At 72.8% G+C, this 16,966-nt stretch carries 16 protein-coding genes; 10 read left to right on the forward strand and 6 right to left on the reverse strand.

Features of this window, described 5'->3' with window-relative positions; genetic code table 11:
- Positions 1–4: 4 nt before the first annotated feature.
- The 3 genes from EBO35_RS10250 to cobA form a co-directional block, all read right to left on the reverse strand.
- Entirely contained in the window at positions 5–1,072 is a 1,068-nt protein-coding gene (locus EBO35_RS10250) for an NAD-dependent epimerase/dehydratase family protein (protein ID WP_122817627.1), read from the reverse strand.
- 133 nt (positions 1,073–1,205) lie between these two features.
- Positions 1,206–2,009 (reverse strand): TrmH family RNA methyltransferase, encoded by an 804-nt coding sequence (locus EBO35_RS10255; RefSeq protein ID WP_122817628.1) that lies wholly within the window; start codon positions 2,007–2,009, stop codon positions 1,206–1,208.
- Positions 2,009–3,268 carry a uroporphyrinogen-III C-methyltransferase gene (gene cobA / locus EBO35_RS10260; RefSeq protein WP_122817629.1) on the reverse strand — a complete coding sequence of 420 codons (1,260 nt, stop codon included), beginning with the start codon at positions 3,266–3,268 and terminating at the stop codon, positions 2,009–2,011. Before cobA ends, EBO35_RS10255 begins: the two co-directional genes overlap by 1 nt.
- A 141-nt stretch (positions 3,269–3,409) precedes the next feature.
- Here cobA and EBO35_RS10265 point away from each other — a divergent pair, with 141 nt between their 5' ends.
- A complete protein-coding gene (locus EBO35_RS10265) occupies positions 3,410–3,937 on the forward strand; it encodes a YbhB/YbcL family Raf kinase inhibitor-like protein (protein ID WP_122817630.1) in 528 nt (175 codons plus the stop codon).
- On the opposite strand, the gene EBO35_RS10270 is transcribed toward EBO35_RS10265, so the two are convergent.
- Genes EBO35_RS10270 through EBO35_RS10280 form a run of 3 tightly spaced genes read right to left on the reverse strand, consistent with a single transcriptional unit; the run spans position 3,934 to position 6,901 of the window.
- Complete coding sequence (locus EBO35_RS10270; RefSeq protein ID WP_122817631.1) at positions 3,934–4,560, reverse strand: CE1759 family FMN reductase; 627 nt, start codon at positions 4,558–4,560, stop codon at positions 3,934–3,936. The genes EBO35_RS10265 and EBO35_RS10270 overlap by 4 nt on opposite strands.
- Positions 4,557–5,717: an LLM class flavin-dependent oxidoreductase gene (locus EBO35_RS10275; RefSeq protein ID WP_122819605.1), complete on the reverse strand. Its 1,161-nt coding sequence runs from the start codon at positions 5,715–5,717 to the stop codon at positions 4,557–4,559. Before EBO35_RS10275 ends, EBO35_RS10270 begins: the two co-directional genes overlap by 4 nt.
- Before the next feature lie 41 nt (positions 5,718–5,758).
- On the reverse strand, positions 5,759–6,901 hold the full coding sequence (locus EBO35_RS10280) for a PP2C family protein-serine/threonine phosphatase (RefSeq protein WP_164477909.1): 1,143 nt from the start codon (positions 6,899–6,901) through the stop codon (positions 5,759–5,761).
- 105 nt (positions 6,902–7,006) lie between these two features.
- Here EBO35_RS10280 and EBO35_RS10285 point away from each other — a divergent pair, with 105 nt between their 5' ends.
- The 9 genes from EBO35_RS10285 (at position 7,007) to EBO35_RS10325 (ending at position 16,816) form a co-directional block, all read left to right on the forward strand.
- Positions 7,007–7,492, forward strand: a complete 486-nt coding sequence (locus tag EBO35_RS10285; protein WP_122817633.1) for a Fur family transcriptional regulator — start codon at positions 7,007–7,009, stop codon at positions 7,490–7,492.
- Positions 7,489–8,988 carry a catalase gene (locus tag EBO35_RS10290; protein WP_122817634.1) on the forward strand — a complete coding sequence of 500 codons (1,500 nt, stop codon included), beginning with the start codon at positions 7,489–7,491 and terminating at the stop codon, positions 8,986–8,988. Before EBO35_RS10285 ends, EBO35_RS10290 begins: the two co-directional genes overlap by 4 nt.
- 165 nt (positions 8,989–9,153) lie before the next feature.
- Positions 9,154–10,710, forward strand: coding sequence for an amino acid permease (locus EBO35_RS10295; RefSeq protein WP_122817635.1), 1,557 nt, complete (start codon positions 9,154–9,156; stop codon positions 10,708–10,710).
- On the forward strand, positions 10,707–12,104 hold the full coding sequence (locus tag EBO35_RS10300) for a glutamine synthetase family protein (protein WP_317983477.1): 1,398 nt from the start codon (positions 10,707–10,709) through the stop codon (positions 12,102–12,104). The genes EBO35_RS10295 and EBO35_RS10300 overlap by 4 nt, the downstream gene beginning before the upstream one ends.
- Positions 12,105–12,128: 24 nt before the next feature.
- Positions 12,129–13,487 carry an aldehyde dehydrogenase family protein gene (locus EBO35_RS10305; RefSeq protein ID WP_122817636.1) on the forward strand — a complete coding sequence of 453 codons (1,359 nt, stop codon included), beginning with the start codon at positions 12,129–12,131 and terminating at the stop codon, positions 13,485–13,487.
- A gap of 47 nt (positions 13,488–13,534) precedes the next feature.
- Positions 13,535–14,314: a 3-oxoacyl-ACP reductase gene (locus tag EBO35_RS10310; protein WP_122817637.1), complete on the forward strand. Its 780-nt coding sequence runs from the start codon at positions 13,535–13,537 to the stop codon at positions 14,312–14,314.
- An 11-nt stretch (positions 14,315–14,325) separates the two neighbouring features.
- The gene (locus EBO35_RS10315) at positions 14,326–15,051 is read left to right on the forward strand and encodes a gamma-glutamyl-gamma-aminobutyrate hydrolase family protein (RefSeq protein WP_122817638.1); all 726 of its coding nucleotides are present in this window, start codon (positions 14,326–14,328) and stop codon (positions 15,049–15,051) included.
- 8 nt (positions 15,052–15,059) lie between these two features.
- Positions 15,060–15,848: a glycerophosphodiester phosphodiesterase gene (locus tag EBO35_RS10320; protein ID WP_164477910.1), complete on the forward strand. Its 789-nt coding sequence runs from the start codon at positions 15,060–15,062 to the stop codon at positions 15,846–15,848.
- Complete coding sequence (locus EBO35_RS10325; RefSeq protein ID WP_241153638.1) at positions 15,845–16,816, forward strand: alpha/beta hydrolase; 972 nt, start codon at positions 15,845–15,847, stop codon at positions 16,814–16,816. Before EBO35_RS10320 ends, EBO35_RS10325 begins: the two co-directional genes overlap by 4 nt.
- The last annotated feature ends 150 nt before the right edge of the window (positions 16,817–16,966 follow it).

Below are 16,966 nucleotides of genomic sequence, written 5' to 3' on the forward strand. Positions count from 1 at the left end.
ACGCCTAGGGGCGCTGGCGCACGGAGACCGCGCCTCGTCGTACGGCGTCGACCAGCGCGCCGGGGACGCTGCGCGGCCGCAGGATCGGCGTGGTCCCGCTGGCGGCGTCGCGCATGCCGGCGAGGACCTCGGCGAGGGTCTCGTCCGCGGTCCGGGTCGGGGCCCAGTCGAGCACTGTCCGGGCCCGGGTGGTGTCGAGCAGCGGCACCGCCATCCCCATGTCGAGCCAGCCGGCGTCGATCGGCTGGAGCCGGGCGTACCAGCTGCCGGCCACCACGCCGCGCAGCAGCTTCGCCGGGACGTGGACGAGCCGGGCGCCCAGCACGTCGGCGATCCGGGCGGCGGTCATCGGCGGGTCCGCGGCGAGGTTGAACGCGCCCCCGGCCCGCCGCTCCAGCATCCGCGCGATCGCCTCGGCGACGTCGTCGGCGTGGACGATCGGGATCACCAGGTGCCGGTCGACGGGCAGCACCGGCACGTGGCCGAGGACCCGGGCGGGCACCAGCGCGGGGAGGGCGTAGCGCAGCAGGGCGCTGCCGGCCGAGCGCTGGCCGACGATGCCCGGACGGACCCGGGTCACTGTCGTCGTCGTCCCGGTGGCCTCGAAGTCGTCGAGCATCGTCTCGGCGTCGGCCTTGTGTCGGCTGTAGGTGGAGCTGCGCACCCCGTCGGTGGGCCAGTCCTCGGTCACCGGGGTGTCGTCCTCCTTCGGCGAGTACGCCCCCAGCGAGGACATGTGCACCAGGTGCGGCACCCCGGTGGACCGCACCGCCTCCAGGACCCGGCGGGTCCCGCCGAGGTCGAGCTCGGCAAGGTAGTTCTGGGCGTGCGTCGGCTGGAAGCCCCAGGCGAGGTGCACGACCGCGTCGACGCCCTCGAACGCCGTGCGCAGCCGGCCCACCGCCTGCTCGGTGGTCAGGTCGACCGGGTGCCACTCGACGTTCGACTCCACCCCGGCCGCACTGCCGTCCGGCGGGCGTCGGACGAGCCCGACGAGGTCGTGCTCGGACACGAGCCGGCGCACCAGCGCAGTGCCGATGTTGCCAGTCGCTCCGGTGATCGCGATCCGCATGGCCCCCAGTGCCCGCGACGCCAGGTTCCACGCCTCCGGTCGAATCGGGGGTTGTGACGGTCGAATCGGGAGGTCTGACCCCAGAAGTCACGACTCGACGCGCAGAACTCCCGACTCAACCAGTGGGGCGGGCTCAGCGCCGGGCGGTCACGTAGCAGGCGACGGCGGTAGCGGCTGCGACGTTCAGCGAGTCGATGCCCTCGCGCATCGGGATGATCGCGCGCCGGTCGGCCGACTGCTCCCAGCGGCTGGAGAGCCCGTGACCCTCGGAGCCGAGCACCAGCGCCACCTTGTCCACGCCGGCGACGGCGGCCTCGATCTCGGTCGCGTCCTCGGCGAGCGTGAGCGCGACGGTCGTGAAGCCGGCCGCGGAGAGCGTCGGCAGCGCGTCGTACCAGTCCGGGAGCCGGGTCCAGGGCACCGTGAAGACCGCGCCCATCGCGACCTTGATCGCTCGCCGGTAGAGCGGGTCCGCGCACCGGGGGGCGAGCAGTACGGCGTCAAAGCCCAGCGCCGCCCCGCTGCGGAAGATCGCGCCGACGTTCGTGTGGTCCACGATGTCCTCCAGCACCAGCACCGACCGCGCCCCGTCCAGCACCTCGGCGAGCGGCGGCAGCGGCCGCCGCTCCAGGGACGCCAGGGCGCCGCGGTGGACGTGGAAGCCGGTCACCTCCTCGGCCAGGGCCTCGGAGAGGACGTAGCAGGGGGCGTCGCTGGTCGCGAGCACGTCGGCCAGCCCGTCCAGCCAGCGCGGCGCCATCAGGAAGGAGCGCGGGGTGAAGCCGCCCTCGACGGCGCGGCGTACGACCTTCTCGCCCTCGGCGAGGAACAGTCCGTGCTCGGCCTCCAGGTGCTTGCGCAGCTCGACATCGCGCAGGTCCCGGTAGTCGCCCAGCCGGGGGTCGGCGGGATCGGTGATCTCGACCACTGTCGCCATCAGGGTGCGGCCACCTCGGTGCGCTCCCCGAAGTGCTCGGGGTGCGCCACCGCGACGACCTCGCCCACGACGATGATCGCCGGCGGCTTGACGGCCTCGGTCTCCAGGACCTCCGCGAGCGTGCCGAGGGTGCCGAGCACGGTCCGCTCCCCCGGCATCGTGCCGTCGCAGACGATCCCGACCGGGGTGTCGGCGGACCGGCCGCCGGCCAGCAGGGCGGCGGCGATCGCTGGCGCGTTCTGCACGGCCATCATCAGCACCAGCGTGCCGCGCAGGCCCGCGACCGCCGTCCAGTCGGTCAGCGACTCGGGGTCCCCCGGGGGCAGGTGACCGGAGACGACCGTGAAGTCGTGGGCGACCCCGCGGTGGGTGACCGGGATCCCGGCGACCGCCGGTACGGCGACCGGGCTGGTCAGGCCGGGGATCACCGTCACCGGCACGCCGGCGGCGCGGCAGGCCAGGACCTCCTCGAACCCGCGGCCGAAGACGAAGTTGTCACCGCCCTTGAACCGGACCACCCGCTTGCCGGCTAGCGCCCGCTCGACGAGGACCCGGTTGATCTCCTCCTGCTGGGCCGAGCGACCGCGCGGCAGCTTGGCCACGTCGATCAGCTCGACGTCGGCGGGCAGCTCGCCGAGCAGCTCACGCGGCGCCAGCCGGTCGGCCACGACGACGTCGGCCTCCATCAGCGCCTTGCGCCCGGCCACCGACATCAGCTCCGGGTCGCCGGGACCGCCGCCCACCAGCACCACGCCCGGCGTCCGGTCGCGCTGGTGCGGAGCGGCGATCGTGCCCTCGCGCAGTCCCTCGAGGATCTCGTCGCGCACCAGCGCCGAGCGCCGCGGTTCGCGCTGGCCGAGGACGGCGACCGTGACGCCGGCGTGCCGTCCGGTCGCTGGCGTCCAGGCGCTGCCGCCGCGGGCGTCGTCGGCGCGCACGCAGAAGAGCCGCCGCTGCTCCGCGGCCGCGCAGACGGCTGCGTTGACCTCGGGGTCGTCGGTGGTGGCCAGCGCGTACCAGGCCCCGTCGAGGTCCGCCTCCGCGAACACCCGCCGGTGCCAGGTCACCTCGCCGGCGCCGGCCAGCCCCTCGATCGCCGGAGTCACCTCCGGGGACACGACGTGCACGTCGGCGCGGGCCGCGATCAGGCCCGGCACCCGGCGCTGCGCGACGTGCCCGCCGCCGACGACGAGCACCCGTCGTCCGGTGAGGATCAGGCCCGAGGGGTACGGCGCAACGTCGCCGTGCTGGTCGTCCACGTGCCCATTCTGGTCCTGCGGGGTACTCCGCCCGTGGGGCGGGTTCAGGGACCGGACTAGGTTCGGCCCCGTGCCGAGACGTGCGTTACAAGCCCGCCCCGCCGCACCACGACCCCAGTCCCGTCCAGAACAGGAGCGTCCATGAGCCTTGACCGCCCGGTGGCCCCGAACCCCTACGACCTGCTGCCCGCCGTCCCGTCGTTCACGGTGACCAGCACCGACGTCGCCGACGGCCAGCCGTTGGGCGAGGCCCAGCTCGCGGAGGGCGGCGACAGCTCCCCCCAACTCTCCTGGGAGGGTGCCCCGGAGGGCACCAAGAGCTTCACCGTCACCTGCTTCGACCCCGACGCGCCCACCCCCAGCGGCTACTGGCACTGGGTGCTGGTCGACCTGCCGGCCGACGTCACCTCGCTGCCGGCCGGCGCCGGCGCCGAGGGCGCGAGCCTCCCGGGCAACGCGTTCATGTGCCGCAACGACGGTGGCACCCAGGCGTACGCCGGCGCGGCGCCGCCGCCCGGCGACCACGTGCACCGCTACTTCTTCGTGGTCCACGCGGTGCAGGAGGAGACCCTCGGCGTCGACGCCGACACCTCGCCGGCCGTGGTCTCGTTCAACCTCGCCTTCAAGACCCTGGGCCGGGCGATCCTGCAGGGCACCTACCAGCGCTAGCCGCCGGACGCCTCGCGCAGCAACTGCTCGAAGGGCGTCGGGTCCGCGAGCTCCTCGGCCGCGGTCCGGCGCCCTCGGGCCGCCGGGGCGGCCGCGTCGGTGCGGCTGACCTTCCCGGCCAGCAGGGCCAGCTCGCCGGCGGCGCGGGAGATCCGAGCGTCCAGGTCGGTGCCGGCGAAGTCGTCGGTCGCCGCGTAGACCCCGGTGGGGACCACCACGGCGCGCAGGTGGGCGAAGAGCGGCCGCAGCGCGTGCTCGAGGGCCAGCGAGTGCCGGCCGGTGCCGCCGGTGGCCGCGATCAGCACCGGCGTGCCGTCCAGGGCCCCGGGCTCGAGCACGTCGAAGAAGGTCTTGAACAGCCCCGAGTAGGACGCCGAGTAGATCGGCGTCACGGCCACCACGCCGTCCGCCGCGCGTACGGCGTCCTGGGCGGCGGACAGCGCCGCGCCCGGGAACCCGGTCAGCAGCTGGTCGGTGAGCTCGTGCGCCAGGGCGCGCAGCTCCACCCGGGTGACCTCGACCTCCTCGAGCGCCTCGCCGACCGCCGCCGCCAGCCGGTCCGCGAGCAGCTGGGTGGACGACGGGGTCGAGAGCCCCGCGGAGACCACGACCAGGCGGGTCACCGGAGCACCTCGGTGTCCTCGGCGCCGTCCTCGGCGCGGTGCCCCGTGGCGGCGTCCGCCCCGGCGTACACCGTCGAGTCCGTCGGTCCGCCGTTCGCGGCCACCAACGAGGCGTGCGTGGGTGCGTCCGGGATGTGCGCGGGACGGCCCTCGGCGAAGCCCGCCCGCAGCGCGGGCAGGATCTCCCCGAGGAGGTCCAGCTGCTCCAGGACCGTCTTCAGCGGGAGCCCGGCGTGGTCGACGAGGAACAGCTGGCGCTGGTAGTGCCCGACGTACTCCCGGAAGGACAGGGTCCGCTCCAGCACCTGCTGCGGCGAGCCGACGGTCAGCGGCGTGGCCTCGGTGAAGTCCTCCAGGGACGGGCCGTGGCCGTAGACCGGCGCGTTGTCGAAGTAGGGGCGGAACTCGTTGACCGCGTCCTGGGAGCTGCGGCGCATGAAGAACTGCCCGCCCAGGCCGACGATCGCGGTGTCCGCGGGACCGTGCCCGTGGTGCTCGAAGCGGCGGCGGTAGAGCTCGACCATCTGCCGGGTGTGCGCGGCGGGCCAGAAGATGTGGTTGTGGAAGAACCCGTCGCCGTAGTAGGCCGCCTGCTCGGCGATCTCGGGGCTGCGGATCGACCCGTGCCACACGAACGGCGGTACGCCGTCCAGCGGGCGCGGCGTGGAGGTGAAGCCCTGCAGCGGGGTACGGAACCGGCCCTCCCAGTTCACGACGTCCTCGGTCCACAGCCGGCGCAGCAGCGCGTAGTTCTCGACCGCCAGGTTGATGCCCTGGCGGATGTCCTTGCCGAACCAGGGATACACGGGGCCGGTGTTGCCGCGGCCCATCACCAGGTCGACGCGCCCGCCGGTGAGGTGCTGGAGTTTGGCGTAGTTCTCCGCGATCAGCACCGGGTCCGTGGTGGTGATCAGCGTGGTCGCGGTGGAGAGGATGATCCGCTCGGTCTGGGCGCCGATCCAGGCCAGCGTCGTGGTCGGCGCGGAGGCGATGAACGGCGGGTTGTGGTGCTCACCGGTCGCGAAGACGTCCAGGCCGATCTCCTCGGCCTTCTTCGCGATCTCGACGGTCGCCCGGATCCGCTCGTGCTCGGTCGGTGTCCGCCCGGTCGTGGGGTCGGTCGTGACGTCACCGACTGTGAAGATCCCGAGCTGCATGCCGTTCTGCATGACTGCCTCCGAATTGGTTGAAAGATCGACTACCTTGCCGAACCAGGCGCGACCCTCCCGTATTCCGCAGCGGGCAGCCGGTGCAGGATCAGCACAGCCCGGTCGTCGTCGCCCCGCGCGACGCGCTCGATGATCCGCTGCGCCGCGCCGTCGAACCCGCCGGACACCGCCTCCCGCGCGGTGCGCTGGAGCCAGGTGATGCCGGCGTCGAGGTCGGCGGTCCGGGTCTCGACGACGCCGTCGGTGTAGAACATCAGCGCGTCCCCGGGCTCCAGGCGGCCCTCGGTGGCGTGCAGCTCGGGGCGCCGGACCAGGCCGAGCGCGGTGCCGCGCGCGGTGTCCACGCACCACTCGCCCGCACGGGCGTCCCAGCGCAGCGCCGGCGGGTGACCGGCGCTGACGATGCCGTAGCTGCCGTCAGTGAGGTCGATGAGCACGTGCACGGCCGTGGAGAAGCTCTCGTCGGCCTGCTGACGCAGCAGGAAGTCGTTGGCCGCGGCGAACAGCGCCTTCGGCGGCAGCGCGCCGATCAGCCCACCGAGGGCGCCGGCGAACTGGAGCGCCTGCGCCCCGGCCGCGACCCCGTGGCCGCAGACGTCGACCAGGATCAGCTCGAGGTGGCGCTTGTCCTCGCTGAGATCCGCGACCAGGAAGTCCCCGGCGTACCCGACCCCGTGGGCGGCGACCTCGGCCGACTGGCAGGTCCAGCCGGCCGGCAGCGGCGGCACCACCCCCTGAGCCTGGAGCCGGTCGCGCAGGTCGGCCAGGAACGCCTCCCCCAGCGCGCTCGGCAGGCCGCTGCGCTGGCGGCTGGACTGGTAGAGGATCAGCGCCCCCGCGGCGACGAAGGCGACAGTCCCGGAGACGCGGGCCAGCGCGACCTCGCCCTGCGCGAGCACGGCCGCGAGCCCGCAGGCGAGGGTCACCAGCACCACCACGACCAGCGGTCGGAACCGCAGCACCATCATCGCCAGCAGCAGCCACAGGAAGTACGCAGTGACCGGCATCAGGTCATAGACCCGCAGCGAGACCGCGAACGAGGAGACGACCCCGAGCAGGAGCAGCGCGGAGACCAGCACCTGGCTCTGCCGACTGCCGGTGCGCCAACCGAGAACGCGCTCGTGGGCGAAGCGTGCCACGCGTGGCACGAGGCGCCCGCGGGGTCCCGTCACGCAGGGGAGCGTAGCGATCCGGCGCCGCACGCGCCCCCGGCCGGCGCGACACGCCAGCCTGCCGCTTGTTTTGACTGGTTCCAGAAAACCCCTATTGTTCGGAGCATGCCCGCGCAGCCCTCCCCGTCCAGCGACCTCGCCGCCCGCGGCGAGGTCCTGCGCCGGGCGGGTCTGCGGGTGACCCAGCCCCGGCTGGCGGTGCTCGGCGCGCTCGAGCACCACCCGCACGCCGGTGCCGACGCGGTGCTGGCGGCGGTGCGTGAGCACCTGCCGGTCTCCACCCAGGCGGTCTACGACGTGCTGCACACGCTGACCGACACCGGCGTCGTACGCCGGATCCAGCCCGCCGGATCCGTGGCCCGCTACGAGCTGCGGACCCACGACAACCACCACCACCTCGTGTGCCGCTCGTGCGGCCACGTCACCGACATCGACTGCGCCACCGGCGCGGCACCCTGCCTGGTCCCGCCGGACCTGGACGCGCACGCGCCCGGGTTCCTGCTCGACGAGGCCGAGGTGACGTACTGGGGGCTCTGCTCGACCTGCCAGAACCCTCCCCACTCGCCCAACCTGACTGGAGACAACGCATGACCGAGACCCGTCCGCACGGCGGCTCCACCACCGCCTGGGGTGCCCCGGCGCCGAGCGACCGCAACTCGCTCACCGTCGGCAGCAACGGCCCGCTGCTGCTGCACGACGTGCACTTCCTGGAGCAGATGGCCCACTTCAACCGGCAGAACGTGCCCGAGCGGCTGCCGCACGCGAAGGGCTCCGGTGCGTTCGGCGAGCTGACCATCACCGAGGACGTCTCGCAGTTCACCAAGGCCGCCGTCTTCCAGAAGGGCGCCCACACCGAGTCGCTGCTGCGCTTCTCCACGGTCGCCGGCGAGCTCGGCTCCCCCGACACCTGGCGCGACGTGCGCGGCTTCGCGCTGAAGTTCTACACCTCCGAGGGCAACCTCGACATCGTCGGCAACAACACCCCGGTGTTCTTCCTGCGCGACCCGATGAAGTTCCCGCACTTCATCCGCAGCCAGCGCCGCCTGCCCGACACCGGGCTGCGCGACGCCACGATGCAGTGGGACTTCTGGACCCTCAACCCGGAGTCGGCCCACCAGGTCACCTACCTGATGGGCGAGCGGGGCCTGCCCCGCACCTGGCGGCACATGAACGGCTACGGCTCGCACACCTACATGTGGGTCAACGCCGCCGGCGAGAAGTTCTGGGTCAAGTACCACTTCCACACCCAGCAGGGCATGGAGTTCTTCTCCGACGCCGAGGCCGAGGCGATGGCCGGCGCGGACGCCGACTTCCACCGTCGCGACCTGTTCGACTCGATCGCCAAGGGCGACGCCCCGCGCTGGACGTTCAGCGTCCAGGTGATGCCCTACGAGGACGCCGCGTCGTACCGCTTCAACCCCTTCGACCTGACCAAGGTCTGGTCGCACGCGGACTACCCGCTGATCACGGTCGGCGAGCTGATCCTCAACCGCAACCCCGAGAACCACTTCGCCCAGATCGAGCAGGCGGCGTTCTCGCCGGGCAACATGGTCCCCGGTGTCGGTCTCTCCCCCGACAAGATGCTGCTGGGCCGCTCGTTCGCCTACAACGACGCGCAGCGCAACCGGATCGGCACGAACTTCATGCAGCTGCCGGTGAACCGCCCGAAGGTCCCGGTCGACACCTACCAGGTCGACGGCCAGATGCAGTTCGACCACAGCGGCGCCAAGCCGGTCTACGCGCCGAACTCGTTCGGTCGCGGCTGGAGCGACGACGCCGCAGCGCCCGAGGAGACCTGGGCGGTCGACGCCGAGCTGGTGCGCGCGGCGTACTCGCTGCACGCCGAGGACGGCGACTTCAACCAGCCCGGCACGATGGTGCGCGAGGTCTGGAACGACGAGCAGCGCGCGAGCTTCGTCTCGACCGTCTCCGGCGCCCTGAGCGGCGTCCAGCACGACGGTGTCCTGGGCCGGGCGTTCGAGTACTGGAGGAGCGTCGACGCCGAGGTCGGCAAGCGGATCGAGGAGACGGTGCGCTCCGGTCGCGACCAGACCGCGGTCCCCGGCATGGGTGTGGACGCCGACTGAGGTCCACCCCTCCCGTTCCGACGGCCCCTGCCTCCCCGGCAGGGGCCGTCGGCCGTTCCGGCGAGGCCTGCGCCTACCCGGAATCGACCATTGACGCGATTTCGTCGCCTGCGTCACACTCCGCGTCACACCGGAGCGCCGGCCTCCGGGGGGAGAGGGCCCGCGATGAGCCAGGAATCCGCCTCCGAGAAGTCGCTCGACGAGATCATGGACGAGGACTCCCGGGTCCTCGCCGAGATGGGCTACACCCAGGAGCTGCACCGCGGCATGTCCGGGTTCTCCAACTTCGCGGTGTCGTTCTCGATCATCTCGATCCTGGCCGGCTGCATCACCAGCTACAACATCGCGCTGCGCAGCGGCGGGCCGGCCGCGCTGACGGTGGGCTGGGTCGTCGTCGGCCTCTTCGTCACCTGCGTGGCGCTGGCCATGGCCGAGGTGTGCTCGCGCTACCCCACCGCCGGCGGGCTCTACTTCTGGGCCGCCAAGCTGGCGAAGAGCAACCGCCGGGTCTGGGCGTGGTACGTCGGATGGTTCAACTTCCTCGGCGAGATCGCGGTGACCGCTGCGATCGACTTCGGCTGCGCCACGACGTGGATGGCGTTCTCGAACCTGGTCTGGGGCGTCGAGGTCACCCCCGAGCGGGTCTTCGCGCTCTTCGTCGCGATCATCGTCGCGCACGCGCTGCTCAACACCTTCGGCGTCAACCTGGTCAGCCTGCTCTCGATGGTCTCCGCGTGGTGGCACGTCGTGGGCACGCTGGTGATCGTCGGCGCCCTGTGGATCCTCCCCGACAGCCACCAGTCGGTGTCCTGGACGCTGACCGAGTACCACAACGAGACGGGCTGGGGCTTCGCGCCGTACGTGATGCTGATGGGCCTGTTGATGGCCCAGTACACCTACACCGGGTACGACGCCTCGGCCCACGTGGCCGAGGAGACCAAGCAGGCCCAGATCGCCGCCCCGCGCGGCATCGTGATGAGCGTGGTCGTCTCGGTCGTCGGCGGGTTCCTGCTGCTCTACTCGATCACCGCCTCGATCCCGGACGGGTCGCAGGAGGGGCTGAGCGCCCTGTCGGCCACCGACACCGGGCTGCCGCCGGCCCAGGTCTTCCTCGACGCCCTGGACAGCCCGTTCACCGCCAAGCTGCTGCTGTTCATCGTCTGCGTCGCCCAGTTCTTCTGCGGGATGGCGTCGGTGACCGCGAACTCCCGGATGTCGTTCGCGTTCTCCCGCGACAACGCCCTGCCCGGCTCCCGGATCTGGGCCAAGGTGAACCAGCGCACCGGCACGCCCACGAACTCGATCTGGTTCTGCGTCGTGCTCTCGATCCTGCTGGCGAGCCCCGCGCTGTTCAACGCCACGGCGTACCTCGCGGTCACCTCGATCGCCGTCATCGGCCTCTACATCGCCTACGTCGTGCCGGTGCTGCTGCGCCGGCTGAACACCGACTTCACCCCCGGTCCCTGGCACCTGGGCCGGTGGAGCCCGGTGATCGGCTGGGTCGCGATCGCCTGGGTCTGCGTGATCTGTGTGCTCTTCGTGCTGCCCCCGGCCCGGCCGATCACCGTGGACACCTTCAACTACGCCCCGGTGGCGGTGCTCGCGGTGCTGGTCGTGGCGACCGGCGCCTGGTTCGCCGGCGGCCGGACCCACTTCCTGCACGGCATGAAGGACGAGCACACCACCCGGGCCCTCGACGAGATCGTGCCGGACGAGTCGTGAGCGAGCTGCGCAACGAGCGCCACCTGAGCATGGGCGACCTGCTCTCCCGCATCGACGCCGGGGAGGTCGACACGGTCGTCGTCGCCTTCACCGACATGCAGGGCCGGCTGCAGGGCAAGCGGCTGCACGGGCGCTACTTCGCCGACGTGGCAGTGCCCCAGGGCGTCGAGGGCTGCAACTACCTGCTCGCCGTCGACGTCGACATGAACACCGTGGACGGCTACGCCATCTCCTCCTGGGAGACCGGGTACGGCGACATGGAGTTCGTCCTGGACGAGCGCACCATCCGACTGCTGACCCACCTGCCGGCCACCGCGATGGTGCAGTGCGACCTGGTCTGGCCAGCGAAGGACGGCGGGAACGGCACGGCCGGACGGGCCCGGGTCGTGCAGTCGCCCCGGACCATCCTGCGCCGCCAGCTCGACCGCTGCGCGGAGCAGGGCTGGGCCGCGCTGGCCGGCACCGAGCTGGAGTTCATCGTCTTCGACACCACCTACGAGGCAGCCCACGACGCCGGCTACCGCGGGCTGACCCCGGCCAACCAGTACAACGTCGACTACTCGGTGCTCGGGACCTCCCGGGTCGAGCCGCTGCTGCGCGCGATCCGCAACCACATGTACGCCGCCGGCCTCGACGTGGAGGGCGCCAAGGGCGAGTGCAACCTGGGCCAGCACGAGATCGGCTTCCTGTACGCCGACGCGCTGACCACCGCCGACAACCACGCGGTCTACAAGACCGCCGCGAAGGAGATCGCGGCGCAGCAGGGGAAGTCGATCACGTTCCTGGCCAAGTACGACGAGCGCGAGGGCAGCTCCTGCCACGTGCACCTGTCCCTGCGCGGCACCGACGGCGGGCTGGTGTTCTGGGACGAGGACACCGGCGGCCGCAGCGCGCTCTACGACCACTTCGTCGCGGGCGTGCTGGCGACGATGGCGGACTTCACACTGCTCTACGCGCCCAACGTGAACTCCTACAAGCGCTTCGCCGACGACTCCTTCGCCCCGACCACGATCGGCTGGGGCACCGACAACCGCACCTGCGCGGTCCGCCTGGTCGGGCACGGCGCGGGCGCCCGGATGGAGAACCGGCTCCCGGGCGCCGACGTGAACCCCTACCTCGCGCTCGCCGCGATGATCGCCGGCGGGCTGCACGGCATCGAGCAGGAGCTGCCGCTCCCCGAGGAGCTGACCGGCAACGCCTACACCTCCGGGCTCCCCCAGGTCCCGCGGACGCTGCGGGCCGCCCGGGAGGCGTTCGCGGCCTCGCAGATCGCGCGCGCCGCGCTGGGCGAGGACGTCGTCGACCACTACGTGAACATGGCCGACGTGGAGCTCGCGGCGTTCGACGCGGCCGTCACCGACTGGGAGCTGCGGCGCGGCTTCGAGCGCCTGTAGCCGACCAGCTCTCGGGAAGGAACCATGAGCCAGACCCACACCGTCCTCGACCCCGCCACCGGGCGACCCGTGGCCGAGGTGCACCTCGCCACCGAGGCCGAGACCGATGCCGCCGTCGAGGCCGCCCACGACGCCTTCGGCGCCTGGCGCGCCCTGGCGCCCGGCGACCGGGCCGCGCTGCTGCGCCGGTTCGCGGCTGTCGTCGACGCCCACGTCGAGGAGCTCGCCGAGCTCGAGGTCCGCAACGCCGGCCACACCCGGGCGAACGCCCGCTGGGAGGCCGGCAACGTCCGCGACTGCCTGAACTACTACGCCGGCGCCCCGGAGCGGCTCTTCGGGCGCCAGATCCCGGTCGCCGGCGGCACCGACGTCACCTTCCACGAGCCGCTCGGCGTGGTCGGGATCATCGTGCCCTGGAACTTCCCGATGCCGATCGCGGCGTGGGGCCTCGCCCCGGCGCTGGCCGCCGGCAACACCGTGGTGCTCAAGCCGGCGGAGCTCACCCCGCTCACCGCGATCCGGCTCGGCGAGCTCGCCCTCGAGGCTGGCCTGCCGCCGCGCGTGCTGACAGTGCTGCCCGGGCGCGGCGCGGTCGTCGGCGAGCGGTTCGTCACCCACCCGCTGGTCCGCAAGGTCTGCTTCACCGGCTCCACCGCGGTCGGCAAGCGGGTGATGGCCGGCTGCGCCGAGCAGGTCAAGCGGGTGACGCTGGAGCTGGGCGGGAAGAGCTCGAACATCGTCTTCGCGGACGCCGACCTGGCAGCGGCGGCCGCGGCGGCGCCGTACGCCGTCTTCGACAACGCCGGCCAGGACTGCTGCGCGCGCTCCCGGATCCTCGTCGAGCGCGCGGCGTACGAGGAGTTCCTGGGCCTGCTGGAGCCGGCGGTCACCGGCTTCCGGGTGCTCGACCCCGCCGAGGAGTCCTCCGAGATGGGGCCGCTCATCTCCGCCACCCAGCAGGCCCGGGTGCAGAGCTACCTCGACGGCGCCAGCGTCGCGTTCGCCGGCACCACCCCGGGCGGGGACGGCTTCTGGGTGCCGCCCACCGTCGTGACGGTCACCGACCCGGGCGAGCGGATCTGGCGCGAGGAGGTCTTCGGCCCGGTCGCCGCGGTGCTGCCCTTCGACGACGAGGCGCACGCGGTGGAGCTGGCCAACGACACCGAGTACGGCCTGTCCGGCTCCATCTACACCACCGACCTCGGCCGCGGGCTGCGCGTCGCCCGCGCGGTCGAGGCCGGCAACCTGTCGGTGAACAGCCATGCCTCGGTGCGCTACTGGACCCCGTTCGGCGGCTACAAGTCCTCCGGCCTGGGCCGCGAGCTGGGTCCCGACGCCCCGATGGCGTTCACCGAGGAGAAGAACGTCTTCATTGCTCACTGACCCCGCCCACTGACCCCGCCGGCACGGCGAGATCGGAGCAGCACCCCATGTCAGGACGGATCCAGGACCGGGTCGCGGTCATCACCGGCGGCTGCTCTGGCATCGGGCTGGCCACGGCCCGGCGGTTCGTCTCCGAGGGAGCCCGGGTCGTGGTCGGGGACGTCGACGACGAGCGCGGTCACCGGCTCGCCGAGGAGCTCGGCGGCCCCGACACGGCCGCCTACGTCCATGTCGACGTCGCCGACGCCGAGCAGGTCCAGGCGCTCTTCCGGACCGCGAAGGAGGCCTACGGCTCGGTCGACATCGCGTTCAACAACGCCGGCATCAGCCCGCCGGAGGACGACTCGATCCTGACCACCGACCTGGACACCTGGCGGCGGGTCCAGGAGGTCAACCTGACCAGCGTCTACCTATGCTGCCAGGCGGCGCTGCCGTACATGCTCGAGCAGGGCCGGGGCTCGATCATCAACACCGCCTCGTTCGTGGCGGTGATGGGGGCGGCGACCTCGCAGATCTCCTACTCGGCGTCCAAGGGCGGCGTGCTCTCGATGACCCGCGAGCTCGGCGTCCAGTTCGCCCGCCAGGGGGTCAGGGTCAACGCGCTGTGCCCGGGGCCGGTCAACACCCCGCTGCTGCGCGAGCTCTTCGCCAGCGACCCCGAGCGGGCCGCCCGGCGGCTCGTGCACGTCCCGATGGGCCGGTTCGGGGAGCCGGAGGAGATGGCCGGAGCTGTGCTGTTCCTGGCCTCGGACGACTCCTCGTTCATGACCGCCACCACCTTCCTCGTCGACGGCGGCATCTCCGGCGCCTACGTCACCCCCGTGTGAGGAGGGTGCGGATGCCAGTTCCGGTCATCGGCCTGACCACCTACCGCGAGGACGCCGCCTGGGGCGTGTGGCACCAGCGCGCCGACCTGCTACCCACGCAGTACGCCGCCGCGGTGACCGCCACCGGCGGCGTACCCGTGCTGCTGGCGCCGGTCGACGTCGTCGGCGCCGCGGAGGCGGTCGCGGACCGCATCGACGGGCTGGTGCTCAGCGGTGGAGCGGACGTCGACCCGGCCCGCTACGGCGCGCCCGCCCACCCCCGGACGTCGGCGTGGCGCCCGGACCGGGACGCCTGGGAGCTGGCCCTCCTGGACGCCGCCGAGGCCCGCGGCCTGCCGGTCCTCGGGGTGTGCCGGGGCATGCAGGTGATGGCCGTGCACGCGGGCGGCGCCCTGGACCAGCACACCCCGGACCGGGTCGGCCACGACGGGCACGGCCCCGGGGGCGACGCCTTCGGCAGCATCGACGTGACGACGGTCCCCGGCACCCGGGTGGCCGGCCTCGTCGGCGGGCGGCTCGCGGTGCGCTGCCACCACCACCAGTCCGTGCGCTCCCACCCGGGATACCTGCCCGCGGCCGTCGCCGACGATGGCACGCTGGAGGCCATGGAGCTGGAGCAACCCGACAGTCCCGGCGCACGCTTCTGCGTCGGGGTCCAGTGGCACCCCGAGACGGCGGCCGACGTCGGCCTGCTCGCCGGCCTGGTGCGCGCCGCGGCGGCGTACTCGGCCCGGTGAGGGGGCCGGTGAGAGGGCACCGGCCGCCCGCGGTCCAGCTGAGCGCGCACCGGTGCGGCGCCGGCGGGGACCGCGCGCTGGAGAACACCCGCACCGCGCTGGACCGGGCGCTCACGCTCGGGGTCGAGTACGTCGAGTTCGACGTGCACCGGTGCGCCGACGGCACCCTGGTGCTCTTCCACGACGACTGGGTCCCGGTCGACGGGGAGAGGCGCTGGCTGCGCGAGGTCACCTTCGAGCAGTTCCAGGCGCGCGCCGTGCACTTCCTGCGCTACGAGGAGGTGCTCGAGGCGCTCCGAGGCCGGGCCCGGGCCCACATCGACCTGAAGTTCGCCTCCCCGCGCGGCGAGCACGAGGTCGCCGCCGTGGCCCGCGCGGTCGAGGTCCTCGGCGCCGAGAACATCATCGTCACCACCCAGCACGACCGCTCGGTGCGGGCGGTGCGGGAGTGGTCGGACGCGCGCGGCCTGCCGCTGCTCACCGGCCTCTCCCTCGGCCGCCGGGTCCGCGGCCTGCCGATCCGCGCCGCGGCCCGGATCCGGCTCTCCGAGTTGCTCCCCCGCCGCCGCTACCGTGCCTCGCTGGCGAACCTGATGGTCGCCAACCACACGCTCGCCCGGTTCGGGATCGCCCGGTTCGCGCGCCGCCGGGGCCTGCCCCTGGTGGTCTGGACGATCGACACCCCGGGGTCCATGAGGTACTGGATGAAGCCGGGCCGCGCCTGGCTGGTGACCACCAACCACCCCGAGATGGGCCTGGCCGTCCGGGCGGAGCGAACTGGGAGGATGCAGCCATGACGCAGGAGACGCCCGTGGGGGCCGAGGTGGTCGTCGACGTCCTGGGCGAGCCGTACGTGGCCGAGACCATCGAGCTGCCGCCCGACGACGAGGGCGCCGTGGTCGCCACCCTGGTGCGCCGCGCTGCCGGCGCCACGACCACCCGCGCGGTGCTGCACGTGCACGGGTTCGCCGACTACTTCTTCCAGACCGAGTACGCCGAGTGGTGGACCGAGCGCGGCTACGACTTCTACGCGCTCGACCTGCGCAAGTACGGCCGCTCCCTGCGACCGCACCAGACGCCGAACTACGTGACCGACCTGCACGAGTACTTCGCGGAGATCGACGAGGCCTGGCGCCGGATCACCGAGCGCGACGGCCACGACCGCGTCGTCGTCTCCGCGCACTCCACCGGCGGGCTGACCACGCCGTTGTGGGCCGACGAGCGGCGCCCCGCGGAGCTGGCCGGCATGGTGCTGAACTCGCCGTGGCTGGACATGCACGGCGGCTTCCTGGTCCGCACGGTGGCCACCGCGGTGGTCAAGCAGATCGGCCGCCGCGAGCCGCTGCGCGAGATCAAGCGCAACGTCTCCGGGCTCTACGCCCGCAGCCTGCACCAGGAGCACGACGGGGAGTGGTCCTTCGACCTCGCCTGGAAGCCGATCGAGTCGTTCGCGGTCAAGGCCGGCTGGCTGCGGGCGGTCCGCACCGGGCACGCCGCCCTGCAGCGCGGGCTGGCGGTGCCCTGCCCGGTCCTGGTGCTCTCCTCGGGCGCCTCCGCGCTGCCCATGGAGATGGGGCCCGAGGTGCACGGCCACGACATCGTCCTGGACGTGCGCCAGATCCGGCGCTGGTCGACCGCCGTGGGACCGCACGTCACCTACGTCGCGGTCGACGGCGCGCGCCACGACGTGGTCCTGTCGCTGCCCGAGCCGCGGGCCCGGGCGTACGCCGAGCTGGACCGCTGGCTGGCGGCGTACGCCGCCTGATCAGCACTGCGGCGTACGCCGCCTGAGTCGGCACCGCGGCGTACGCCGCCTGATCAGCACTGCGGCGTACGCCGCCTGAAGCGGGCGCGCGCGGCCCTTGTAACGCGACGTTCGCATCACTAGGCGCCTGCTGCAGCAGGCGCCTAGTGA

This window comes from Nocardioides pantholopis, from assembly GCF_003710085.1.
In the GTDB taxonomy this organism is placed as follows: domain Bacteria; phylum Actinomycetota; class Actinomycetes; order Propionibacteriales; family Nocardioidaceae; genus Nocardioides; species Nocardioides pantholopis.